We start from the raw sequence: 22,426 nt of genomic DNA, 5'->3' as shown, positions 1-22,426 counted from the left end.
TTACTGCGGCTTGAAGAGAAGATCGAGGAGTTAAAACGCGAAAATGCTCTTCTACGTCAAGCGCAACAAGCCCAGGTCGCATCGAAAAAGGGAGAGGAAACTGCCCCTGCAGCCTCACGCCCTGAAGCGGTCGCAGCTGCCGGCACCATTCGCCTGTCCGTAGACCCGGCAACTGGACAAATTGTAGATGCAAGCCCTGCAGCCGTACGCTTCTTCGGCTATGGCGTGGAAGCCCTCCGAGGCCGGCACATCGCGGACCTCGACCTCCTCTCACAAAAAGGAGCACCTCTTCCTACTCCGGGAGAGGCAGCATCCCTCTTTCGTGCACGCTATCGTCTCGCACAAGGCGAAGTGCGCGACGCGGACGTCTTCATTTATCCTATTGTCCGTGAAGGACAGCCTCTGCTGCAATATACGATCTTTGATGTCACCGAACGCGAAAGCGACATCCGTATCCTCCGTCGCAACGAACGGCGCTTTCGCCAGATCGTCGAACAGGCTGCCGATCTCATCTACCGAACCGACCCCTCGGGCTACATCACCTACATCAACCCCGCAGCCATGAAACTCTTTGACTACTCCCTCGAAGAGCTGCGTCGTGTTCACTTCTCAGAACTGATTCACCCGGACTACCGTGCCGAAATACTCGCTTTCTATGCACGCCAGGCCTCATCTCGCACCCTATCCACCTACTGTGAGTTTCCCATCATCACCCGAACTGGAAAAACGGTGTGGATCGGACAGAGTGTGCAGCTCTTCACCCGGGATGGTCGTATTCTTGGCTTTCAGGCCATTGCACGGGATATATCGGAACGCAAACAGGCCGAAAAACTGATCACCGACCATGTCGCACGCCTCCACCGCCATAACCGCCGGCTCCACGAGCGCCTGCAAAAACTCGAACGTATTAATATAGACCTCGGCGGTATGGCGATGACCGACTATCTTACCGGATTGCGCAACTACCGTGCCTTCCGCGATCGCTTGAACCACGCTTTCCAACATGCCCGCAATACCCGAACGCCTCTTTCGCTTCTGCTCATAGACCTCGATCACTTCAAAAGGGTTAACGACACGCGCGGTCACGCAGCAGGCGATGCCCTCCTGAATACCCTCGGCTCACTGCTTCAAACGCGCGCGCGCTCTACCGACGTGGTAGCCCGCTATGGAGGTGAGGAGTTTGCGGTTATCCTGCCCTTCACCGACCAAAGCGGCGCGGTCGCCCAAGCGGAACGCCTACGGGCGATCATCGAACACACTTTTGCCAACGATGGAGTTACGGCCAGCATCGGTGTGGCCTCCCTTTCCGAAACGGTCAATAGCCCAGAAGACCTTATACGCCAAGCCGATATCGCGCTCTATGCCGCCAAACAACAGCGTAACGCCGTGCGCCATTACGCCCAACTAACCCCTGAAACACAGCAAAATATTCTCCAAATCGTCACGCGCCAGCCTGCCGCTGAAGGCACAAATGTCGAGGAGTCGTAGCGTCACCAAACAGGCTGTCTCTAGCGTCCTGCCCATCGTATGCAAGCCTGTTCTTGTTCCTCCTGCCCTGTTTGGCAACATACATCAGGTTCTACCCCGCTCTCCTTTAGCCGTAAGTCCGGTAAAATAAGAGGGTGGTTAAGGAGAGAAATATGCAGCGGCAAAGCGTGGTCGTTATCGGAGCCGGTCTTTCGGGGCTAGCGTGTGCGCGTATCATTCAACGTGCCGGTCACTACGCCCATCTCTATGAAGCTTCCGACGGCGTGGGCGGTCGCGTCCGCACAGACTACCTAGATGGCTTTCAACTTGATAGGGGATTCCAAGTGCTTTTTCCAGCCTATCCCGCCGTGCAGACGGAGATCGATCTCGATGCCCTTCGCCTACACTCCTTCCTTCCCGGTGCCCTCATTCATCTCCAAGATAAACTCTATCTGATCGTCGATCCCAGCCGGGCACCATCTACACTTCTCGCCACCGCGTTTGCCCCCGTCTTCACTGTAAAAGACCGCTTGCTTGTTCTGCGCCTGAAATCACAGTTGCAGAGGCTCTCCGTTGAGGCTCTCTTTCGGTGGCCCGACAAAACCACTGAGCAGTTTCTGAAAGATTACGGCTTTTCCGATGCCTTCATTAACCACTTCATCCGTCCCTTCTATGGCAGCACTTTCTTAGAGACACGCCTACATACAAGTGTGCGCATGTTCGCGTTCGTTTTTAAAATGCTGGCCGAATCACAGGCGGCATTACCTGAGAACGGCATGGGTGCCATCGCTCAGCAAATTGCCGGCAGCTTAGCTTCTAACAGCCTTCATCTCAATAGTCCCGTCACAGCTCTCTGGAAAGAAGGGGAGCGCGTGAAAGGAGTTGTGCTGGAAAATGGAGAACGTGTTGAAGCCGATAAGGTGGTGCTGGCAACAGAGTTCCACCAAGCTGCGAAACTAGCCGGCCTTCATTTGCCGGCCACATGGCGCAGCACTACAACAGTCTATTTTGCTCTTTCCCAAACCCTCTATCCGGAGAAAGCAGTGGTTCTATTTCCCGGCACCGGTCGGTTTGTCACTAGTGCAGCGCTCGTCTCGAACATCGCCCCATCCTACGCTCCGCCCGGACAACATCTCCTCGCCTGCAACATCGTAGGCGATCCGGCCATGGAGGACGAAGAACTGGTTCAACGCGCCAAACAGGAGCTTGCTGCGGCTTTCCCCGACGCCGACATAGGCTCCTGGCGATACCTGCGCACCTACCGCATCCCGCACGCGCAGTTTGCCCAACCGCCGGGCATCTGGGAGCTGCTGCCTCCCGCACAAACACCCTACGACGGGCTTATCCTCGCCGGAGAGATAACCGTCTCAAGCTCTATCCATGGGGCGCTCGTCGCAGGACGCCGTGCCGCAGAGCTTGCCCTCGGAACTACCGATCTGCCGGTCTAATCTCCATGCTGAGTCCCGAACGGTTTGCCGAACTTTGCAAAATAAGTTGTATGGGCAATCAGCTCCATGCATCTGCCATCCGATGGCTATCGCATGTGCCCTTCCCCACAACCCTGGTTTGGTTGCCCGAAACCGTCGGTGCTGATGAGGAGGCCCTTCTGCTGGCAGCACCCTTTCTCGGTGAATCGCCTGATGGCCTCTCTCTTTGCCGCGATCCTCTTGGCAAACCCTACCCTGCCCGGCGAGGATATCCCGTTCCCTGGCTACATATCTCCAACACCCACGACGGTGGTCAACGCCTCCTTCTGGCCGCCAAGCACGAAAACCTGGTAGGAGTTGGGCTTGATGTGGTTCACCTACCACGCCTGCGCAGCCCACACAAAGACAGGGCCTACCTGCATCGTCTAGCAGCTCGCTTCATGGAGCCTACAGAGTATGAGAGGTTTCAATGTGCGGCTCGGCAAGACGATGAAGAGGCTTTACGCCGCCGTGTAGCAGCCCATTTCTCTCTGATGGAGGCTGCCTCCAAGGCACTCGGCACCGGCCTTAAGGTCGGTGCTTTCATGGGGCATTCAGCCTCTCTGCCTCTTTCAGCACTCGGAGCACTCCAACTTGAACCCTCCGTGCAACTTTTCTTCGACGATCATGCTCAAACTCGCCTTGCCACTCTCAACGCGCAACGCTGGGAGGCCTACTGGGGTTCTGACGACACCTATCTTGTTAGCGCAGTGTTTCTATTTGATAACGAGCAAATCAACAAATTACCTCTTGACGAACAGACGCCTTTCATGTCATATTAAATGCAACATGCGGGAGTAGCTTAATGGTAAAGCTCCTGCCTTCCAAGCAGGCGACGCGGGTTCGATTCCCGTCTCCCGCTTCCGCAAAGCCCTGATTTCGTTTTTCGTCAAGCCCTCAACATCTATCTCCCGAGCCGCCACCGAAGAAAGAACCTTCTCCACCCTAATAAGGTACAATAGCCTACACTTTACCTATACTACATCCAACACTAAGGAGCATACTTCCATGACACGCAATGATCGCAGTAAACCAACCAACAAGTCTCTGAGTAGACGCGAGCTTCTAACCCGAATTGGAGAAGCCGCCGTTGCCTCCACGGTTGCCGGTGCCACAGAGGCTGAAGCGAGGGCGAACCCTCCTAAGCCTATCATTTTAGGAAGTGGCGCCTTCCGCTATGAGTGTGTTCACGACTGGCTAACCCCTCCGCCCGACATAGAATGGGGAGATACCCATGGCATCGCCATCGACTCTCATGAGCGCATCTACATCGCCCATACGGTAGGCCCTAACAGCCGAAAGGGCGATGCCATCCTCGTTTTTGATAGGCACGGACGGTTTCTCAAATCGTGGGGCGAGCGGTTTCGCGGAGGAGCACACGGTCTCGACCTACGCCGTGAAAACGGACGAGAGTATCTCTACCACTGCGACATCAACCGCAAAGTCTTTGCCAAAACCGATCTCGATGGCAACCTCATTTGGGAAAAGGGTACCCCGACGGAAGCCGGTGTCTACAAGGATGGTACCCCCTTCAATCCCACGAACATCGCCCTGGCCGATAACGGAGACTTCTATGTGAGCGACGGCTATGGCTCAAGCTACATTCATCAGTACAACATAAGAGGCGAATATATTCGTACCTTCGGTGGGCCGGGAACAGAGCCGGGCAAGCTCCAGCAGCCCCATGGCATCTGGGTTGATAAGCGCGGATCGGAGCCACTGCTGATAGTTGCCGATAGAGCGAACAACCGCCTTCAATACTTTACTCTCGACGGCAAGCATGTTGGCTTTGTGACGAATGGCATGCGCCTACCATGCCACTTCCACGTGCGAGGAGAGCTGTTGCTCGTGCCCGATCTCGACCATGTTGTGACCATCCTCGATGGTAAAAACCAGGTTGCCGTCCAGCTTGGTGATGGTCGAGGAATGCCGGAGATGCGAGGCCATCCACGCTCCGACTTCCCACCAGGAAAATTTATCCATCCTCATTCGGCAAAGTTTCTTTCCAATGGTGATATCCTTGTGGTCGAATGGGTGCCTATCGGGCGTGTTACCTTGCTACGTCGCCTAAGCTAGGAAGTTGCCTGCCGTACTCCTTAGCCGATGCGGCATTTGCTCTGCTTAATAGGATTATGATATACTCATCCTGAGTAGGTGCAGGAGAGGCTCGGTTGCTGGTGGCATCGAGCTAGAATTTCTCTACCCCACCGTAAGCCCCCGTAGCTCAGTGGATAGAGCAACCGCCTTCTAAGCGGTCGGTCGCAGGTTCGATCCCTGCCGGGGGCGTGTTTCCCCCTATTTTCCCCATGCCCTCATCGGCTTTGGTGGCTGTTGATCACGATGTACATGGGATAAGTCATCGCACCCACCCACCATACCCCAAAAGCAGGAAGGTGACAGAAAGATAACGAATTTAGAAGGGAGATTCGAATATCTACGTGTCTGCATCATAAGCTCGGAAATCCATTATGAAGATACTTGTTTCTGTCAAGCGGGTACCGGACCCCTACGCCAAGCTTCGACTAACTCCGCAAGGCGCTCTCGATACCGCTGGACTGAGCTGGACGATGAACCCCTTCGACGCCATCGCCCTTGAGGAAGCTCTTCGATTGCGTGAGAAGGGTACCGTCACCGAAATTACCGTTGTGAGCATCGGTGGCCCCGAAACCGAAGACACGCTGCGCATGGCGCTCGCCATGGGGGCAGATCGGGCGCTCTGTGTTCTTGAAGAGCGCCCTCCAGACCCTCAAAGAGTAAGCCATCTCCTCGCCGCCATCTATCATCGAGAACAGCCCCAGCTCATTCTGATGGGCAAACAGGCAACCGATGACGATGCCAACCAAGTAGGCCAGCGCCTCGCCGCCCTCCTGCAACTGCCACAAGCCACTTTTGCCTCCTCCGTTCATTTGGCATCCGATGGACAAACCGTTCAGGTTACACGCGAGGTGGATAGCGGTAGAGAGATACTTGAGCTTATACTTCCCGCCGTCATCACCGCAGACCTGCGCTTGAACGAACCGCGCTATGTAGCCCTTCCTGCCATTCTGAAAGCGCGTTCAAAACCGCTTCAACACTTTCACGGCGGCGAACTGGTGCCTCTTGTCTCGCCCGGCTTCCTTCTCGTAAAACGCGAAACACCCCCGCCACGCAAACCAGGCCGCAAAGTTCAAAACGTGGAAGAGCTTATCGCCGCCCTTCGTGAGGAAGCCAAAGTCTTGCCCAATAAACATACCTGAAAGTAGATACGTACGATGACCCAATGGATAGTTCTTGCCGACACCGATGGCGAAACCGTACTGCCGTCCACATTGTCCGCCATTGGCTTCGCCCAGATGCTGGCGCCTAATAGCTTCTCTCTTCTTATCATCGGAGGAGCAACTATCCCCGACTCGCAGGAGCTATGGTGCCGCTATGGCGCCGAAAAACTGCTAATCGTCTCTCTCCCCGAGTTGGCTCATCCCACTGCCGATAAGGTCGCCCCCGTCATCGCCAAGGCCATGCAAACAGAAGGAGCGAGTTGGCTTGTTGGCCCTGCCTCCTCCTTCGGTCGCGATCTGCTGCCTCGAGTGGCCGGACTACTAGACCTCCCGATGCTTTCCGAGATCATCCACGCGGAACGAGATGAGGCCGGCTTCCTTTTTCAACGCCCTGCCTACGCAGGCAACCTGCTTGAAACCTATCGGCCGGTAGCCAATAGAGGCGTCCTCAGCATACGCACCTCCGCATTCCAAGCAGAAACCACCGAATCGCAGAGTCCGGTCGAAACACTGAAGATCGATCCCTCTGAACTACCCACCTCGACCCGATGGATCGGGCAAGAAAAATCCGAAAATAAACGCCCCGACCTAAGCGCAGCCCGCGTCGTCGTTTCTGGCGGCCGTCCCTTGAAAGATGCCGCTACCTTCGAGCGTCTTATCGGGGGCCTTGCCGACCGCCTAGGAGGTGCTGTGGGTGCCACGCGCGCCGCCGTGGATAGCGGGATCGCCCCAAACGAGTTGCAGATCGGCCAAACCGGACGAGTGGTTGCACCAGACCTCTATATCGCTGTGGGTATTTCCGGCAGTGTACAACACCTGGCCGGCATGAAAGATTCTAAAGTCATCGTAGCCATTAATAACGATCCCAATGCCCCTATCTTCGAGGTGGCCGACTATGGACTTGTGGCCGACCTCTACCAGGCCGTCCCAGAACTACTTGAAAAACTCTGACCATGCCAACCCGCACGATCTTTTTTCATATTAGTGGCTTCCAGCAGGCATGCTTCTACATTCTGGCGCTGATCAGCACTGCTGTCGCTCTATTTCCCATCCTGCGCCGTGCGCAAATCTGGCTTCGAGCTGGCCTCTCATTCTCCCTAAAGCAAACCCTTCAACACCTCACATCGTTAGCAGGCGAAGTGTTTGCACATCGCCGCGTTCTAAGGCGACGTTATGCCGGCATAGCCCATCTTCTCCTTTTCTACGGCATGCTCGTCCTCTTTATTGGAACCTGTATCGTCGCTATCGAACACTACGGAGCCTTCTTTTTCGGCCCTCATTGGCTCTATCGCGGTTGGTTCTACTTAACCTGCAAAACTACTCTCGATATCTTTGGACTAGCTCTCGTTATCGGCATTCTGCTTACCCTCTTGCGCCGCCTCCTCTTTCGACCTAAGGTACTCGGCCACACTCCATGGGATACCGGTTTTTTGCTGCTCCTCTTCATAGCAACCCTTACAGGCTTTCTATTGGAAGGGGCCGGGCTAGCCGCCGATCCCTCACGACATGCCTACAACACTTACTCACCTATCGGGCGGTGGTTCGCTCTGCTTTTTCCACACCTATCTCCAACCGGCTATGTCCTCATCTGGTGGGTTCATACGCCGCTTGTGCTTGCCACCATCGCCGCTCTTCCCTATGGCAGACGGCTCCATCTATTTACCGCCCCTCTTTCTATCCTCCTCCAACCTAGCCGGCCCATGGGCGTTTTAGAGCCGGAAACGATGGAGAAAGTAGAGCAAACCGGCCGCATAGGCGTCGGAACTTTAGCCGATCTCAACGGCACCTTTCTCCTGAGCCTCGATGCCTGCATGGAGTGCGGTAGATGCACCGAAGCCTGCCCAGCCTATGCCGTAGGGAAACCCCTCGACCCCAAGCAGATCGTGCTCTCCCTAAGACAACAGATGTGGGCACCCGATCTCTCAGAGACCACTACCGACGTTATTGACGATGAATCGCTTTGGGCATGCACCAACTGCCATGCATGTGTGCGAGAATGCCCTGCAGCTATTCGTCATGTAGACCTCATTGGCGGCATCCGCAGATACCGAGTTGGAGAAGGACGCCTAAGCGGCTCTGTGGGCACCATGTTGCGCCAGCTAGCAAGTCAAAAGAACCCATGGGGTCTTCCGCCCTCCCAACGAATGGAGTGGGCGAAAGGGCTGGAAATTCCACTCGCTGATCCCGGCCAGAAAACCGACATCCTGCTTTGGGTAGGATGTGCAGGGGCTTTCGAGCCACGTGCCCAAGCCACCATGCGGGCACTTGTGTCGCTCCTCAATGCTGCCGACGTTCGCTTTGCCGTGCTCGGCCCGCAAGAACAGTGTACGGGGGACCCCGCACGGCGTATCGGGGAGGAGTTTCTTTTTCAGCAGCTTGCCTCTGAAAACATCGCTGTGCTAAATAGCATTGGTTTCTCTCGAATTCTTACCGCCTGCCCCCACTGCTTTCACACGCTTAAAAACGAATATCCCCAATTCGGCGGCAACTACGAGGTACTACACCATACCCAGTTTCTTCAGCAACTTGTGCAGGGCGGTCGCCTTAAACTAGAGCGCGGTGCCCAAACAGCCATCACCTATCACGATCCCTGCTTTTTGGCGCGGGTTAATGGCGAAGTAGAAGCTCCTCGTGCCCTGCTACAAACGCTTATGGGGCACCCTCTAACAGAGCCAGAACACTACGGCGACCGCACCCTGTGTTGCGGGGCAGGAGGAGGCCGCATGTGGATGGAAGAGGCTGGCACCCAGCGACCTAGCACCAGAAGGGTGCAAGAGCTTCTATCCACCGGCGCCCAAACCATAGCGCTCAGTTGTCCATTCTGCAAGGTCATGCTAGGCGACAGCCTTGCTATCTCCCAGCAGAATGCCACTCACCTTGCCGATATCTCCGAACTACTACTCGCCTCTCTCATCAACACCGATCCACCCCCTCCCCAAATGGCTACAAAACAAAGTGTTTAAGCGTGCCAATCCCTTACTGCGCCTCTTGCGTCCCACCTTCATGAGGTCCAAACGTCCATTGAAAACCGATATAACTCATAAAACTCGTGTCGCCACTGAAAGTTCGGCCAAACGAAAAAAGCAGATGATGCCCATCATCAAAGTTGTACTGTCCTCCTAAGTTAAAGCCCATTATGTCGCTCTCCCCTACCGCCTGCGAGGTGTTATAATACACTTCTCCCCCAAGGGTTAGATGAGCATTGAGGTCTTTTTGCAACAGCCACCCTAAATAGAGGTAATCATGATTGCCAGCCCCCGGGTTGATCCAGTAACCTCCACCGCCATAGGTCGTCCAGGCACCCCAGCTTTTTTGCAGCCATATGGGCAAAAAGGTTTGAAGATGGCCGGAGCCTAATCCGCGCGTGGCGTCGCCTGTAGGCACCTCGAGCAGCGGAAAAATGCCAATCATCGGGCGCCTACGCCCCTCTTGCACGAAACGATATTTCACACCTAGCTCTATATCGCCCAATCCATATAGCAGTGGGCCACCTGTCGCCTGCGAAAAAGCCATAGGGAGAATAATATGCAGTTGCACATTGGGAACGATGCCGTTGTTTACCTCGATATGGGGCAGTGTTCCACTTGTGCCCCCCTTCGTATGCTCATAGATAGAAGAGATATACACCTCCCAGTGATGCCATTCCACCGGCTCCGGGTCGTCGGTAATGAAAGGAGGGCCTGCGAATGCAGTTCTCAACGAAAGCGACATCAGAAAGGCACAGAAGCAGAGACGACATCCAGAACGCGATGCTTTGCCTAGAAACGACAAAACTGTATCCTCCTCCATAAAAATATCGGTATTGGACAGAAGAGATTGATTAGGAAGACATACCTCGTTGGCTTTGTAGCGCCGCATAGGCGAGCTGTGCGGCGAGATAGACCTGCTTCAAGGGCACATTATGTGCCTGAGCCGCCGCCTTAACATCCTCATACTCCGGCGAAGCCGTGCGCTCTACCCCGCCCCAGCTGCCGATCTTAATGCGAATCGGGCCATATGGCGTCTCGACGCTCTCCCATCGCCGGGCCAGCACATAGCGCTCCATTAAGGTATGACGAATGCCGAAAGTGGTCGTTTCGGTGAAAATTATCTCTGCAAGTGTTTCCCTTTTTTCCGGTGGCCCTAACACGGTTAGTAGAGTTGCCGGACGACCTTTTTTCATGTGGACGGGTGTTAAATAGACATCGAGCGCGCCTGCTGCGAAGAGACGTTCCATAAGCGGCTCATACAACTCCGGTGAAAAATCGTCGAGGTTGGTCTCTAGCACCGCCACGGTCTGTGGTGTCTCTACTCCCGCCGCCACGGACATCGCCTTCTGCTCTGTGACTATCATGAAAGGAAACGCCTCCCTCAATAAGGGCGGTGCCGGTTCATCGCGCAACTCTGCCATTGCCCGAGGCAGCAATGGCATGAGAACTCCTAAGGCAGCCTGAACCTCATCCAGGGCAAGCGGCAGATTCACAACGAGCACCCGATTTCTTAGGCCCGCAAGCCCTCGTGAAAGCAACAGCGCAGGCGCCTGCATGGCTCCCAGCAGGCGTATGCACTCCATTAACCCCGGCGCCTCCCTCTGAATCACTTGCCTCGTGGCCTCCGGTGCGGAGGCGCGTGGAGAAAAGCCGGTTCCCCCCATTGTCAACAGCAGATCGCATCGCCCATCGCTCCAACGACGCAGCGTCTCGGCGATCGCTACGGGGTTGTCCGGTACAACCTGCTTCTCAACAAGCTCCCAGCCGTGTGTTTGGAACGTCTCCTCTACCCAGCTTCCTATTAACTTCGCCTCCTCTGCCCCCTGAACGACATCATCCCCAATGCACAGAAGACAGAAGCGAAGCGCCTGGTTCACGATCCCTTAACCTCCGTAAGTAACCGGTCAATAACCTTACTGTAAGGCTCCGGATCGCGTGGTGCCCCCTGCCAGACACGACATATGCGCCCTAGAGGGTCTATTAATACGCTCACCGGAACATCCTCAATACATCCAAATTGACGCAATAGCAGCGGAGTTGCCATACCCTGCGGTGGAATCACGTTATTGCGACGACAGTAGTTGCGTATGTCGGAGGCTGTGTTGTTCCCCACTACTACCCCGATAATATCTACTGGTTTGCCTACATAGCGCTCATAAAGGGCATTGAGATCTGGCTGCTCTGCTATACAAGGGCCGCAGTTGAACCCCCAAAAGGTGAGCATGGTAATTCGCCCGCGTTGTGTTTTCGGGGTCAAGGTACGACCATCTATCATCCGCAACGTGAAGTCCGGGCATGGAGCGGTTAGGGTAGGCTCTATAGGGCCGATAGCGGCAAACTGGCGACTTACCGGCCAGTGTGCTTGTTCGGTCTGCCACCATTTTATCCACTGAACGGCCATCTTCTGGCGTAACGTCGGAGGTGCCAGCATCGAGACGTGCCAAGGTTTATGCAACCAATGTGAAAGGGCACTCATTGCCATCTGGGCAACGTTAACATCCGCATCTTCCGTCGCTCCCACTAACACAGGCACCAAACTCGGATCAAGCCTCTGCTTACCACGCTCCGTAATAAGGGCGAGTTGCGTCGCCGCATCTTCCCTCACCCAGGGGTCTTCATCCTGTAGGGCGGCTGCCAACAACTGCTGCCCCTGCATAAAGTCCATACGTGGCAGTTCATAAAGCGCCCTTCGGCGAACCTCCGAGTCGCAATCTTGAAAGGCCTGTCTCACTGCAGAGATAGCCTCAGGGGTTTTCCAGTTACCAAGCTGGTCTACCGCCGCATAGCGCAAACCCGCGCTCGGGTCGTGTACATACCGCAGTAATAAAGGCAACTGCTGGCTATTCGACAGTCCATTGAGTTTCGTCATGAGAGCTGGCAAGGCGTCCTCGCTGTTTCCATGTAAGGGATCAAGCGGCGGCAGAACAGGCTGCTCATGCAGATGGCGTAGAATCAAGGCCACCAGTATCGCAAAAACGGCAACTCCGATGAAAGTTGGCCTCAACACCGGGTGCGTGGCAACCGATTCATCGTTAGATAGCATTTTCGATGACATTATTCCCCCCTCCTATCCGGAGTTAACAGGCGTCCCTAGAGCCTTTGCAAGGCTCCAGAAACGGCGTTGGCAAATAGACGACGCAGACGCAATACCCCCGATCCGTCGTTCTGTTTTTCATAGTAAACCCGATTCGTCAACAAAATGAGCACAAGGTCTAGCTCCGGATCGATCATCAAAAGCGTTCCGGTAAATCCCGTATGCGCAAAGGTTCTCTCCGAAAGAAGATCGCCCTTTGGCAGATAACCGTTCGGATAGGCGAACCAGCCGATGGTATGAGCGTTGAGATGAGGCGGATTCTGATTCGTCTCCATAAGGCGACGCGCTAACGGGCCTATGAGTGGAGCAAAAAGAGGTATCTCACCCTCAGGCGGGCGCAGCCCCAGCATGTAGCGCGCTAAATCGGGCGCCGTAGTATAAAGCCCGGCATGTCCTGCCGCTCCTCCCATTCCTCGTGCGTTCGGGTCGTGTACCTGTCCTAAGGGTGCAGAGGTTACAGCAAGCCAGGATTTCAAATTTTCACAAGGGAAATAGCCGCTACGCTCCATGCCGAGGGGGGCGAAAATTCGTTTCTTGGCTAAATTTGGCAACGTCTCGCCCAGTTCACGCTCAAGCACAAACCCCAAAAGGATGTAGCCAAGGTCGCTATAAGCATATCTTGTTCCTGGCTCTGCCTCCAGTGGTGTAGCTAGAATCAGCTCCAAAGGGTTGCCCGTCTCGTTTACATTACGCCAAGAGGGCAAACCGCTTGTGTGAGTGGCCAACTGTTTGAGCGTCACCTCACCCAACGAGGTCTCCTTGGCCTCGGGCAAAGTCCAGCGTAATGGCTGTTCGAGATGGATCTGCCCTGCTTCCACGCACTGCAATAGAAGGGTGGCCGTGATCGTTTTGGAGAGAGAAGCGGCATCAAAAATGGTATCTATCTGTGCGGCAACGGGTGGGGTTGCGTCCGGCTGTGCCAGCCCTCCCGCTCCCATAGCGGCGACCTTACCATGACGCATTACAAGATAAGCATAAGCGGTATAGAGCTGCTCCTCAATACCCCGATGGAGCATACTTTCCACAGCCTTCAGCCGCTCCGGGTCAAACCCCAAAAGCTCCGGCGAGCGCACCAGTCTCTCAATCGGCATACCAGTCTCTCTCTCGTTGACTAAAAGACGTTTAGGTCGCCTATCTGTTCGTCAGTCGGAGCGACTTATCCTTCTTGGATCCGAGCTGGGTAGCTCTTGCCTGCGAAAAATGAGAAAGATAGGGCTAGCCGCCTGTTGCCAACGCACGATCCGCACAAGCCGATAATCCTCCCCCAAAACCTGTGAGGACTCCCGCGCCAATGCATCGGCCTCTTTAGGACGTAAACAGAGCCACTTTGGGCGAAAGCGTGTGACCATACAAAGCAGCGGCTTCGATGTATGATAGCAAGGCAATACCTGGGGTGTTACCAAACCGATCATGTCGAGAATGGGTCGTTCCGAATAATATCCAATGGTGCCAATTGGCTCTAGCAAAATAAGATCGTTCGGCGCGGCATGCCGTCGAAACCAAAGACCTGTCGGGCGAAGTACCTCGTCCTCTTCTTGTTGAGGTTGCTGAATTTCAACGATCAAGCGTGGCAAGTGGAGCACCCCCAGGAGGGCGATCAGCACAAGCCCGCCAGCCTTCATGAAGCGCCCTATACGTGCAGAAGCAAATCGGTTTGATGAGAGATACGTACATCCCGCTCTCGCTAAAAAGCACCCTCCAAGCGCTGCAGTTATCAGATAGAGCGGCCAAGGAGGCAGAAAATACCAACTGAAAGCCGGCACCGGTGAAGCAAGCATTGTGCCGTAATAGATCACCATCCACCAGAGCGGAACGAGCAGTTGCCAGCGCCCTTTAAGCAGGCTTTCTCCCAAGCCGACCCCAAAAAGCAAGGTTAATATATCCTGAAATAGCCCTCTGTCAAACTGAGTTTGAAAAGCTTCCAGTATCGCGCTATGGGAGCCGGCCATGGTTACCTTGTAGACCGTTAGCTTTGCTACAACAGAAGAGGGCAGCGGCGTGCCGAAATAGAACAGAGCAAACAGAAGCCAAGGCAGCACAATAAGACCGGCGATAACGGCACCTCTTACATCGAAACGTCGCTTCTGATAGGTTTGGGCTACCAAAAGCAAGCCCCCCAACACCAAGCCATCAATGCGCAACAAGAAGAGTATTGCGGTTAAAACCCAGAGGGAGAGCGAATGAGAGCGTGCAAAGGCCACTATAGCCGCCATGCCAATGCATGTTACCAGCCCCGTCTCCATACCGCTAATACTCACGCTTATCGGTGTTACGCCAACCGCATACAGGAGGGCGGCAAGCAGTCCCGCCGTCGGTGCGCGCAGCTCATCGGCAAATCTGCAGATAAGCCAGCAGGTTATCCCGTCCGCTACGATATTAAGAAGCTTGCCTAAGAAGATCGCGGGCAGGTGCAGCCACAGAAAAAGGGCAAGAATAAGCGTGTAGAGCGGTGTTGTGGTTCCTAAAACATGCTGACCGCTATTATAGGTAAACCCTCTTCCCAGCGCGATATCGCGTGCATACCGCAGGGTGATGAAGAAATCTTCTCCGGTAGAATGTGTTTTCAAAGACACATACGATCGAACTGCAATAGCAAAAACGGCAATAGCCCATGCGTAGGCACGAGCCTCCAGAAATGAGAGGTGCCGCCTTTCATTTGCTACGTCTGGCATGGAGAGAGAGCTTTTGAGTATCGAGGAGCTTTTAGCGATCTCCTCGTTGTCGGTGCAACGTTAAGAAGTCTTTCAGATCGGCAAGTGAGTAGTGCTCTTTTGCTTGCCGGCGCACCTTACGCTGATCATTGAAATAGGCCCAACGGAGAAGCCATCGATTCTGCACCAAGAAACGCTCGCGTCGAGCACGTAAAGACAAGCGCCGCCCCTGCCTAGGTAGTGCTGCCATCATACTGTCCTGGGCCAGTGTAGACGAGCGCCGACGCCGGCGCTTTGTCGAAGGCGATTTCGCTTCTTCGAGTTTGGAAGCCACCTTTTTCGCGCTCCGACGCGCCAACATCGCCTCGGTTAACAGCGTTCCCATCATCAAATCGGCCAACGGAAAGAGCACGCAGAAGTTCCAACGGTGGTATCGGTGATGCAGTTTATGGTGGGTTCGTAAAAACTGGAACCATTGGAAGCGCTCGACAAAATGGCCACGAGGAACATGGATATTCCAGTGGACATACTCATAGGCAACAAAATAGATCAGCATCGTTCCTAATGCAACCCATAATGTGTGGTGTATAAAAAATCTATCCACAAGCCAGGCGATTGGCAGATGAGCGGCCAAAATGGCCGGCAGCGCGTAGGGCTTCAATAGGACATGATCGGGATGCCCGGTCTCCTGAACATAAAAGCTCTCATCACCCTTATACCGTGTATGGTGGACAAGCGTGTGCCTATGGAAGGCCTCCCTAGGAAAACGCGGGCGGTGCATCCAGCAGCAGTGCCAATACCACTCAAAAAAGCTTCCGTAGAGTATCCAAAAGAGCGCAGTGCTCAGTTGTATCAAAAATATGATCATCCTTCCACCTCCTTTAAAGCGGCACCGAGATTGGTTCAGCTACACCCTATACCGACGGCATCGCTTCTTGGCGTAGATTTTACCCGAAAGCGATTTTAATAAGGCAATGGTGTGGTCACTATCAGTAAGGATTACAGCAGCTCTCAAGATAACCACATCGGCGACAATGCAGCTTTGCCCCCATTTGCTCGGCAGGTATTGGGTGATAACACACCGGACAGCGCAATACTTCCTCCTCTGTCACGCTAGGGCTTTTAGCCACCTCAAGCTTCGTTTTTTCTGGCGTTTCTTCTAAACGCGCCTTCGTCTTCTCCACGGTTATCCCTCCAACCTTGGCAACCATAGAACCCTCTACCTAATTATCCCATAAAAGCCACCTCCCTCTTGTCATGACGGTTATAAAACTGCTACAATGATTGTGGACAGAGTCACAAACTTACTCGACAACCATTCTGCGAAACCGAAGGAGCAAAATTTCCGCATGGCTATTGGACATGTCGTACAGGTGCAAGGACCGGTCGTAGACCTGGAGTTTGCCCCGAATGAGTTGCCTGCCATCAACAATGCCATCAAGATCAAAGACCCCGCCCGTAATATTGACCTTACCGTGGAGGCCGCCCAACATTTGGGCAACAATGTGGTGCGCTGCATCGCCATGTCAAGCACCGACGGTCTTATCCGCGGCATGGCCGCGGAGGATACCGGCCAGCCCATTACCGTGCCCGTTGGACGGGAAACGCTTGGCCGTGTCTTCAACCTGCTAGGTGAACCCATTGATGAAAAAGAGCCTGTTCACGCCAAACTACGATGGTCTATCCATCGTCCTGCACCGGGCTTCATTGACCAAAGCAGCACTCAAGAGGTTCTCGAAACAGGTCTCAAAGTGGTAGACCTCCTTACCCCCTTCTTAAAGGGAGGAAAGATCGGCCTTTTCGGAGGAGCCGGCCTCGGCAAAACGGTGCTTATCCAAGAGCTTATCTACAATATCGCCACCGAACACGGAGGTTTCTCCGTTTTCGCCGGCGTTGGAGAGCGCACTCGTGAAGGCAACGACCTCTGGTTGGAGATGTCCGAATCGGGCGTCATCTCTAAAACGGCCATGGTCTTCGGCCAAATGAACGAACCACCCGGTGCCCGGCTCCGCGTTGCTCTCTCTGCACTTACCATCGCCGAGTACTTCCGTGAGGAAGAAGGCCAGGATGTACTTCTCTTCATTGATAACATCTTCCGGTTCGTGCAAGCGGGTTCCGAAGTTTCGGCGCTTCTCGGGCGCATCCCTAGTGCAGTTGGGTACCAGCCCACTCTCTCCACCGAGATGGGCGCCCTACAAGAGCGCATCACCTCCACAAAACGCGGCTCCGTCACCTCCGTACAGGCCATCTATGTTCCCGCCGACGACCCCACCGACCCGGCTCCGGCAACTACCTTCTCTCACCTCGACGCCTACGTCTATCTTGAAAGACGTATTGCCGAAAAAGGCATCTATCCGGCAGTTGACCCGCTTGCCTCTACTTCCCGTATCCTCCAACCCCACATCGTTGGGGAAGAACACTACGCTGTCGCACGGGGGGTACAGCAGATACTACAACGTTATAAAGAGCTTCAAGACATTATTGCTATTCTCGGCGTGGACGAGCTTTCTGATGAAGACAAGCTCGTTGTTGCCCGAGCCCGCCGCATCGAGCGTTTCCTTTCCCAACCCTTCCATGTCGCCGAACAGTTCACCGGCCTTCCAGGAAAATATGTGCCCCTGAAAGAGACGGTACAGTCCTTTAAAGAGGTTCTTGAAGGCAAACACGACGATCTTCCCGAACAGGCCTTCTATAACGTCGGCAACATTGAAGAGGCTGTTGAGAAAGCGCGCAAAATGCAAGGGAGCTAATGATGGCAGAGACGTTTCAATTCGATCTCGTCACACCAGAAAGGCTTCTGCTTTCCGAACCGGTACGACTAGTCAGTGCGCCCGGTGTCGAGGGCTCTTTTGGTATCCTAGCCGGTCATGCACCTCTGCTCGCAGAGCTTGGCATTGGTGTCATTCGGGTCGAGCGCCCCAATGGCCAGGTGGAACTGGTGGCGACTAGCGGCGGTTTTCTACAAGCCACACGCGACCGAGTGGTTATTCTGGCCGATACGGCAGAGCTGGCCTCTGAAATTGATATCGAGCGGGCACGTGCCGCCGAAGAGAAGGCCCGCCAACTGCTTGAGATACCAGGTGAGCTTAGCGCCGAAGAGATACGCAAAATGATCGAGCGCGCCCAAAATCGCATTCGGGTCGCCCAAATGCTCCAGGAACAATAACCCTTAAGGGTGCAGAAAGCCCCCTGTCGTTTGACAGGGGGCTTTGTTGTTTTTCAAAAGGTTTAGTTTAAACTTTAGCCATGCTCGGCCAGACGCTGCACTTCTGCCGGGTCAACGTGAATGCCGGGTCCCATGGTAGAAGAGAGCGTAATGCGTTTCAGATATTTCCCTTTGGCAGAGGCCGGCCGGGCTTTCAGGAGAGCGGAAACCAAAGCAATGAGGTTGGCTTTAATGTGCTCGGCAGGAAAGCTTGCCTTCCCTATCGGGGCATGGATAATCCCGTTTTTGTCCACCCTGTACTCCACACGCTTAGCCTGTTTAATCTCTCGAACGACCTGTGCCACATTGGGCGAGACGGTTCCTGCCTTTGCATTGGGCATGCGCTGTTTGAGTATCTGCCCCAACCGAAACACTAGCGGCATCACGTCCGGGTCGGCCACCAAAATATCGCAGTTAGCCCCGCCCTCCTTCTGAATACGCTCTACGAGGTCTTCGGCGCCAACCAAGTCAGCACCGGCAGCTTTGGCCTCCTCGGCCTTTTCGCCGCGGGCGAAAACCCACACCACGCGCGATTTGCCCGTACCGTAGGGCAATGTTGTGGTGCCGCGCACCATCTGGTCACCATGACGGGGGTCTACCCCCAAGTTGATGGCGGCCTCTATGGTCTCATCAAATTTCGCGGTTGCCTTTCTCTTTACAAGTTCTATAGCTTCATCTAGGGAGTACAATTCGCCGGACTTTATGTCCTTGCTAATATCGAGGAAGCGCAGGCTGTGTCGCCTTGGCCGGCTCGCTCTCGCTTTCCTACGCGCCGCAGTCGAAAGTCCGTGCTTCTCTTCTTCAGCACTCTCGGTAGTGGATACCACAACGTCTGTATCTGCCATAAATCTCCTCCTGTGGTAGTTACGGAGCCACGTAGGCCCCTCCCAACTATTTTTTTTTCTTCGGTAAAACCAGTTTGACGGCTGCAGGGGTCTCCCCATCCAACGTCAGCTCTGAGGCGCGCTTCCCGATGGCTAGCCAAATAAGAGCGACAACGGTCAACCCCCAAAGTCCTAGCCCATACAAGATTCCGAGCAGGTAGGGCTGCCAAGGCTCATGGGGTATCTCCCAATCCACCACCCGCGCGATGCAGGCAAGGCTCACCAGAGTGGTGAAAAGGGCCACCCACACTGACCAGAAGTAGAACCGTGCACGTCGCTTGTTCCTCTGATCGACTCCAACATGATAGACCAAATGATGGTCTATCCGACACACCCACTCGCGCACCATCCCCCACAATATAGAAAGGATGGATAACACGGTCATCGAACAAGCGAACGGCTGTAGATGCATAACAGAACTCTCCAGGCAGTCCTCTCCTGTGCTCAGCCCACGATCTCTAGCCCCATCGAGCGAGCCGTTCCCTCGATGATCTTCACGGCTCCCTCCAAATCCACCGCGTTAAGATCGGGCAACTTGGTCTGTGCGATCTGCAGAAGCTGCTCACGCGTTATCTTACCGGCCCGCTCATGGCCAGCACGCCCCGACCCTTTCTCTATACCGGCCGCCTTTTTGAGCAGATCGGTTGCCGGAGGGGTTTTCGTGACAAAGGTAAAGGAGCGATCCTCATAAATGGTAATCTCAACGGGAATCACAGAGCCGGCGTATTGCGCAGTCTTCTCGTTGTAGCTATCAATGAAGTTTTTTAGATTGATTCCGTAGTGGCCTAGCGTCGAGCCGACCGGCGGAGCTGGGGTAGCCTTTCCTGCCGGCAGCTGCAACTTCACCACAGCGGTCACCTTTTTTGCCATTCCTTCTTCCTCGCTTTAGAACTCTCGTTTAAAATGAACTTAATCCAAGCGCTCGATCTGCTGAAAATCCAGCTCGACCGGTGTATCCCGTCCAAAGATAGAGATAAGCACGCGCACCTTTTCCTTATCCGGATGAACCTCTTCGATGGTGCCTGTAAAGTCTGTAAACGGCCCGGAAACCACGCGGATCACCTCACCCTTTTCAAAACGCACCACCGGCGTAGGTGCAGCCCCCTCGGTAGTATTTAAAAGAGCCTGAACCTCATGTTCCTGAAGCGGTACCGGCTTACCACCAGGCGGAATGAAATCTATCACGCCTGTTGTGGATTTTACGAGATACCAGGTATCGTTATCCAGCACCATCTCGATCAGCACATAGCCCGGATAGAGCTTGCGCTTGACCTCCATCTTCTTTCCGCCCCGCGAGCGAAGTTCGACCTCGGTCGGAACCAGAATTCGACCTATTTTGTCGTCGAGGTGCATCGACTCGGCACGGCGCAAGATATTGGTCATCACCTTGTTTTCATGTCCGGTGTAAACATACACCGCGTACCACTGTTTTTGCATAGCCACCTGTTGTATCACAAAAAGGTCACCCTCAAACGCTTCCCGGCCTCTCACTGCGGTAGAATGTGCTTTATGAGCCACGCAAACACGACATTCAAAATCCACATATAGGCTCCAATCACCACGACCACGGCAATCACTTGCCATGTCAGCCGATTCGCCTGCTGCCAGCTAGGCCATGTGGTTTTCTTTAGCTCTTGCCATACCTCACGAATAAACTCAATGGGGTTCTGGCTCGATTTAACCACCGAAAGATGCTGTTTCTCAATCGCCATCTTTATATCGCTCTTTTCCTTATATCGAGGTTCACACGCCCTCTTATTTTGATCTTAGTACCGTTGACGAGCACAGAGCGGTGTAAACCCACCTTCACATCGCGAGTGCCTCAAGGAGACAACAGGGGCAGAGAGACTCGAACTCCCGACCTGCGGTTTTGGAGACCGCTGCTCTACCAACTGAGCTATACCCCTTCATCTATCTCTACGCATTTTCTATTGCCGCTTACACCGTCGCTAACGAGCCTCACGATGAAGCGTATGTTTGCGGCATGACGGCTGTGGGCAGTATTTGCGCAATTCCAACCGCAACTGTTGGTTGTTATTCCCCGTTCGGCGGCGCGTTGTCGTGTAGTTGCGCGACTTGCACTCGCTGCAAGCCAGCACAACAATCACCCGCGCTTCTTTCTGTGGCATCTAAAACTCCCCTTAAGAAAAGTCGAAACCGAATAGCTTATCTTACGATGTTCAGAATAGAGGGAGGGCGATACGACATATGCCCTCCCTTCATAGCGCATCTCCTATTCGAGGACTTTGGTAACGACACCGGCTCCTACCGTATGTCCCCCTTCACGCACCGCAAAACGCAAGCCCTCCTCCAACGCTACCGGCTGAATTAACTCCGCCGTTATCCGCACGTTGTCCCCAGGCATCACCATCTCTACACCCTCAGGCAATACCATCGAACCCGTTACATCCGTCGTCCTAAAGTAAAACTGCGGACGATACCCACTGTAAAACGGCGTGTGACGACCGCCCTCCTCCTTCGTCAACACATAAATCTCCCCTTGAAACTTCGTGTGAGGACGAATCGTCCCAGGCTTGGCCACCACCTGACCCCGCTCCACATCCGTCCGGTTCACACCACGTAACAGTATCCCCGCGTTATCGCCCGCGTAGATCACATCACACGTCTTGTGAAACTGCTCCAACGAGGTCGCCACCGTCTGGCGCGTCGGGCGTAAACCCACTATCTCCACAGGCTCGTTCACCTTCAACTGACCACGCTCCACACGACCCGTCACCACCGTCCCACGACCCGTTATCGTGAACACGTCCTCTATCGGCATCAAGAACGGCTTGTCCACATCCCGCTGCGGCGTCGGAATGTACTCGTCTATCGCATCCAACAACTCCCATATCCGACCGTTCCACTTGTCGTTGCGGCTCAAGTCCTCGCTTAACATCGCCTGCAACGCCGAACCCCGGATCACCGGTACCTCATCCCCAGGAAACTCGTACTTGCTCAACAGCTCCCGAACCTCCATCTCCACCAAGTCCAGAAGCTCCGGGTCGTCTACCATATCCACCTTGTTCAAAAACACCACAATGTAGGGCACCCCTACCTGACGGGCTAACAAGATGTGCTCCCGCGTTTGGGGCATCGGGCCGTCGGCGGCAGAAACCACCAATATCGCCCCATCCATCTGGGCCGCACCCGTTATCATGTTCTTGATGTAGTCGGCGTGACCGGGGCAGTCCACGTGGGCATAGTGGCGCTTATCCGTCTCGTACTCGGCGTGGTAGACGTTGATGGTCACCCCGCGCGCACGCTCCTCCGGAGCGCTGTCTATCTCCTCGTACTTAAGGGCCTTGCTGCCGTTGTAGGCGGCCAACACCCGCGTGATGGCCGAGGTCAACGTCGTCTTGCCATGGTCTACATGACCGATTGTCCCCACATTCACATGAGGCTTCGTCCGCTCAAACTTCTGCTTTCCCAT

22 protein-coding genes and 3 tRNA genes are annotated in these 22,426 nt (G+C 54.5%); 11 read left to right on the top strand and 14 right to left on the bottom strand.

Annotation, left to right across the window (positions count from 1 at the left end; all coding sequences use genetic code 11):
• The 9 genes from VKV29_RS09415 to VKV29_RS09375 form a co-directional block, all read left to right on the top strand.
• Window positions 1–1,488, top strand: a 1,488-nt coding sequence (locus VKV29_RS09415; RefSeq protein WP_324201051.1) for a diguanylate cyclase, incomplete at its 5' end; no start/stop codon positions are given.
• A 152-nt stretch (window positions 1,489–1,640) separates the two neighbouring features.
• Complete coding sequence (locus VKV29_RS09410; RefSeq protein WP_324201050.1) at window positions 1,641–2,915, top strand: NAD(P)/FAD-dependent oxidoreductase; 1,275 nt, start codon at window positions 1,641–1,643, stop codon at window positions 2,913–2,915.
• A gap of 50 nt (window positions 2,916–2,965) precedes the next feature.
• A complete protein-coding gene (locus VKV29_RS09405) occupies window positions 2,966–3,715 on the top strand; it encodes a 4'-phosphopantetheinyl transferase family protein (RefSeq protein WP_324201049.1) in 750 nt (249 codons plus the stop codon).
• Between the two features lie 9 nt (window positions 3,716–3,724).
• Window positions 3,725–3,795, top strand: a tRNA-Gly gene (locus VKV29_RS09400).
• 146 nt (window positions 3,796–3,941) lie between these two features.
• The gene (locus tag VKV29_RS09395) at window positions 3,942–5,009 is read left to right on the top strand and encodes a hypothetical protein (protein WP_324201048.1); all 1,068 of its coding nucleotides are present in this window, start codon (window positions 3,942–3,944) and stop codon (window positions 5,007–5,009) included.
• 137 nt (window positions 5,010–5,146) lie between these two features.
• Window positions 5,147–5,219: transfer RNA gene (locus VKV29_RS09390), tRNA-Arg, on the top strand.
• 182 nt (window positions 5,220–5,401) lie between these two features.
• Window positions 5,402–6,169 (top strand): electron transfer flavoprotein subunit beta/FixA family protein, encoded by a 768-nt coding sequence (locus VKV29_RS09385; RefSeq protein ID WP_324201047.1) that lies wholly within the window; start codon window positions 5,402–5,404, stop codon window positions 6,167–6,169.
• A gap of 15 nt (window positions 6,170–6,184) precedes the next feature.
• Window positions 6,185–7,141: an electron transfer flavoprotein subunit alpha/FixB family protein gene (locus tag VKV29_RS09380; RefSeq protein WP_324201046.1), complete on the top strand. Its 957-nt coding sequence runs from the start codon at window positions 6,185–6,187 to the stop codon at window positions 7,139–7,141.
• Window positions 7,142–7,143: 2 nt separating this feature from the next.
• Window positions 7,144–9,153: a heterodisulfide reductase-related iron-sulfur binding cluster gene (locus tag VKV29_RS09375; RefSeq protein ID WP_324201045.1), complete on the top strand. Its 2,010-nt coding sequence runs from the start codon at window positions 7,144–7,146 to the stop codon at window positions 9,151–9,153.
• A 13-nt stretch (window positions 9,154–9,166) separates the two neighbouring features.
• Here VKV29_RS09375 and VKV29_RS09370 read toward each other — a convergent pair whose 3' ends face one another.
• The 6 genes from VKV29_RS09370 to VKV29_RS09345 all read right to left on the bottom strand — a co-directional run bounded on the left by VKV29_RS09370 (window position 9,167) and on the right by VKV29_RS09345 (window position 15,772).
• Window positions 9,167–9,961 (bottom strand): transporter, encoded by a 795-nt coding sequence (locus tag VKV29_RS09370; protein ID WP_324201044.1) that lies wholly within the window; start codon window positions 9,959–9,961, stop codon window positions 9,167–9,169.
• A gap of 49 nt (window positions 9,962–10,010) precedes the next feature.
• A complete protein-coding gene (gene larC, locus VKV29_RS09365; protein ID WP_324201043.1) occupies window positions 10,011–11,036 on the bottom strand; it encodes a nickel insertion protein in 1,026 nt (341 codons plus the stop codon).
• Window positions 11,033–12,214 carry a HEAT repeat domain-containing protein gene (locus tag VKV29_RS09360; RefSeq protein WP_324201042.1) on the bottom strand — a complete coding sequence of 394 codons (1,182 nt, stop codon included), beginning with the start codon at window positions 12,212–12,214 and terminating at the stop codon, window positions 11,033–11,035. The genes larC and VKV29_RS09360 overlap by 4 nt, the downstream gene beginning before the upstream one ends.
• A gap of 35 nt (window positions 12,215–12,249) precedes the next feature.
• A complete protein-coding gene (locus VKV29_RS09355) occupies window positions 12,250–13,344 on the bottom strand; it encodes a serine hydrolase domain-containing protein (protein ID WP_324201041.1) in 1,095 nt (364 codons plus the stop codon).
• A 51-nt stretch (window positions 13,345–13,395) separates the two neighbouring features.
• Window positions 13,396–14,826, bottom strand: coding sequence for a hypothetical protein (locus tag VKV29_RS09350; RefSeq protein ID WP_324201040.1), 1,431 nt, complete (start codon window positions 14,824–14,826; stop codon window positions 13,396–13,398).
• Between the two features lie 130 nt (window positions 14,827–14,956).
• On the bottom strand, window positions 14,957–15,772 hold the full coding sequence (locus tag VKV29_RS09345; RefSeq protein WP_324201039.1) for a sterol desaturase family protein: 816 nt from the start codon (window positions 15,770–15,772) through the stop codon (window positions 14,957–14,959).
• Window positions 15,773–16,253: 481 nt separating this feature from the next.
• On the opposite strand from VKV29_RS09345, the gene atpD reads away from it, so the two are divergent.
• The gene (atpD, locus tag VKV29_RS09340; protein WP_324201038.1) at window positions 16,254–17,654 is read left to right on the top strand and encodes a F0F1 ATP synthase subunit beta; all 1,401 of its coding nucleotides are present in this window, start codon (window positions 16,254–16,256) and stop codon (window positions 17,652–17,654) included.
• Window positions 17,654–18,070, top strand: coding sequence for an ATP synthase F1 subunit epsilon (gene atpC / locus VKV29_RS09335; protein WP_324201037.1), 417 nt, complete (start codon window positions 17,654–17,656; stop codon window positions 18,068–18,070). The genes atpD and atpC overlap by 1 nt, the downstream gene beginning before the upstream one ends.
• A 74-nt stretch (window positions 18,071–18,144) precedes the next feature.
• Here the strand turns inward: atpC and rplA are convergent, their stop codons facing one another.
• The 8 genes from rplA to tuf all read right to left on the bottom strand — a co-directional run bounded on the left by rplA (window position 18,145) and on the right by tuf (window position 22,426).
• Window positions 18,145–18,954 carry a 50S ribosomal protein L1 gene (rplA, locus tag VKV29_RS09330; protein ID WP_324201036.1) on the bottom strand — a complete coding sequence of 270 codons (810 nt, stop codon included), beginning with the start codon at window positions 18,952–18,954 and terminating at the stop codon, window positions 18,145–18,147.
• Between the two features lie 46 nt (window positions 18,955–19,000).
• The gene (locus tag VKV29_RS09325) at window positions 19,001–19,405 is read right to left on the bottom strand and encodes a hypothetical protein (RefSeq protein WP_324201035.1); all 405 of its coding nucleotides are present in this window, start codon (window positions 19,403–19,405) and stop codon (window positions 19,001–19,003) included.
• Between the two features lie 32 nt (window positions 19,406–19,437).
• On the bottom strand, window positions 19,438–19,863 hold the full coding sequence (gene rplK, locus VKV29_RS09320) for a 50S ribosomal protein L11 (RefSeq protein ID WP_324201034.1): 426 nt from the start codon (window positions 19,861–19,863) through the stop codon (window positions 19,438–19,440).
• A 39-nt stretch (window positions 19,864–19,902) separates the two neighbouring features.
• On the bottom strand, window positions 19,903–20,448 hold the full coding sequence (nusG, locus tag VKV29_RS09315; protein ID WP_324201033.1) for a transcription termination/antitermination protein NusG: 546 nt from the start codon (window positions 20,446–20,448) through the stop codon (window positions 19,903–19,905).
• 32 nt (window positions 20,449–20,480) lie between these two features.
• A complete protein-coding gene (gene secE, locus VKV29_RS09310; protein ID WP_324201032.1) occupies window positions 20,481–20,705 on the bottom strand; it encodes a preprotein translocase subunit SecE in 225 nt (74 codons plus the stop codon).
• Window positions 20,706–20,827: 122 nt separating this feature from the next.
• A tRNA-Trp gene (locus VKV29_RS09305) sits at window positions 20,828–20,900 on the bottom strand.
• 42 nt (window positions 20,901–20,942) lie between these two features.
• Window positions 20,943–21,122 carry a 50S ribosomal protein L33 gene (gene rpmG / locus VKV29_RS09300; RefSeq protein WP_016481988.1) on the bottom strand — a complete coding sequence of 60 codons (180 nt, stop codon included), beginning with the start codon at window positions 21,120–21,122 and terminating at the stop codon, window positions 20,943–20,945.
• Window positions 21,123–21,226: 104 nt separating this feature from the next.
• Complete coding sequence (tuf, locus tag VKV29_RS09295; protein WP_324201031.1) at window positions 21,227–22,426, bottom strand: elongation factor Tu; 1,200 nt, start codon at window positions 22,424–22,426, stop codon at window positions 21,227–21,229.

This window comes from Chthonomonas sp. (assembly GCF_035294165.1).
In the GTDB taxonomy this organism is placed as follows: Bacteria; Armatimonadota; Chthonomonadetes; order Chthonomonadales; family Chthonomonadaceae; genus Chthonomonas.
The sequence above is the reverse complement of the archived record's forward strand: the minus strand, read 5'-3'. Positions and strand labels throughout refer to the sequence as shown.

Coding starts and splice junctions, on each gene's coding strand:
- VKV29_RS09385 (WP_324201047.1), top strand. CDS start 5,402: ATGAAGATACTTGTTTCTGTCAAGCGGGTACCGGACCCCTACGCCAAG.
- VKV29_RS09395 (WP_324201048.1), top strand. CDS start 3,942: ATGACACGCAATGATCGCAGTAAACCAACCAACAAGTCTCTGAGTAGA.
- atpD (WP_324201038.1), top strand. CDS start 16,254: ATGGCTATTGGACATGTCGTACAGGTGCAAGGACCGGTCGTAGACCTG.
- VKV29_RS09355 (WP_324201041.1), bottom strand. CDS start 13,344: ATGCCGATTGAGAGACTGGTGCGCTCGCCGGAGCTTTTGGGGTTTGAC.
- VKV29_RS09405 (WP_324201049.1), top strand. CDS start 2,966: ATGGGCAATCAGCTCCATGCATCTGCCATCCGATGGCTATCGCATGTG.
- rplK (WP_324201034.1), bottom strand. CDS start 19,863: ATGGCAAAAAAGGTGACCGCTGTGGTGAAGTTGCAGCTGCCGGCAGGA.
- atpC (WP_324201037.1), top strand. CDS start 17,654: ATGATGGCAGAGACGTTTCAATTCGATCTCGTCACACCAGAAAGGCTT.
- VKV29_RS09345 (WP_324201039.1), bottom strand. CDS start 15,772: ATGATCATATTTTTGATACAACTGAGCACTGCGCTCTTTTGGATACTC.
- secE (WP_324201032.1), bottom strand. CDS start 20,705: ATGGCGATTGAGAAACAGCATCTTTCGGTGGTTAAATCGAGCCAGAAC.
- rplA (WP_324201036.1), bottom strand. CDS start 18,954: ATGGCAGATACAGACGTTGTGGTATCCACTACCGAGAGTGCTGAAGAA.
- VKV29_RS09360 (WP_324201042.1), bottom strand. CDS start 12,214: ATGTCATCGAAAATGCTATCTAACGATGAATCGGTTGCCACGCACCCG.
- VKV29_RS09380 (WP_324201046.1), top strand. CDS start 6,185: ATGACCCAATGGATAGTTCTTGCCGACACCGATGGCGAAACCGTACTG.
- VKV29_RS09375 (WP_324201045.1), top strand. CDS start 7,144: ATGCCAACCCGCACGATCTTTTTTCATATTAGTGGCTTCCAGCAGGCA.
- VKV29_RS09410 (WP_324201050.1), top strand. CDS start 1,641: ATGCAGCGGCAAAGCGTGGTCGTTATCGGAGCCGGTCTTTCGGGGCTA.
- VKV29_RS09325 (WP_324201035.1), bottom strand. CDS start 19,405: ATGCATCTACAGCCGTTCGCTTGTTCGATGACCGTGTTATCCATCCTT.
- tuf (WP_324201031.1), bottom strand. CDS start 22,426: ATGGGAAAGCAGAAGTTTGAGCGGACGAAGCCTCATGTGAATGTGGGG.
- rpmG (WP_016481988.1), bottom strand. CDS start 21,122: ATGCCACAGAAAGAAGCGCGGGTGATTGTTGTGCTGGCTTGCAGCGAG.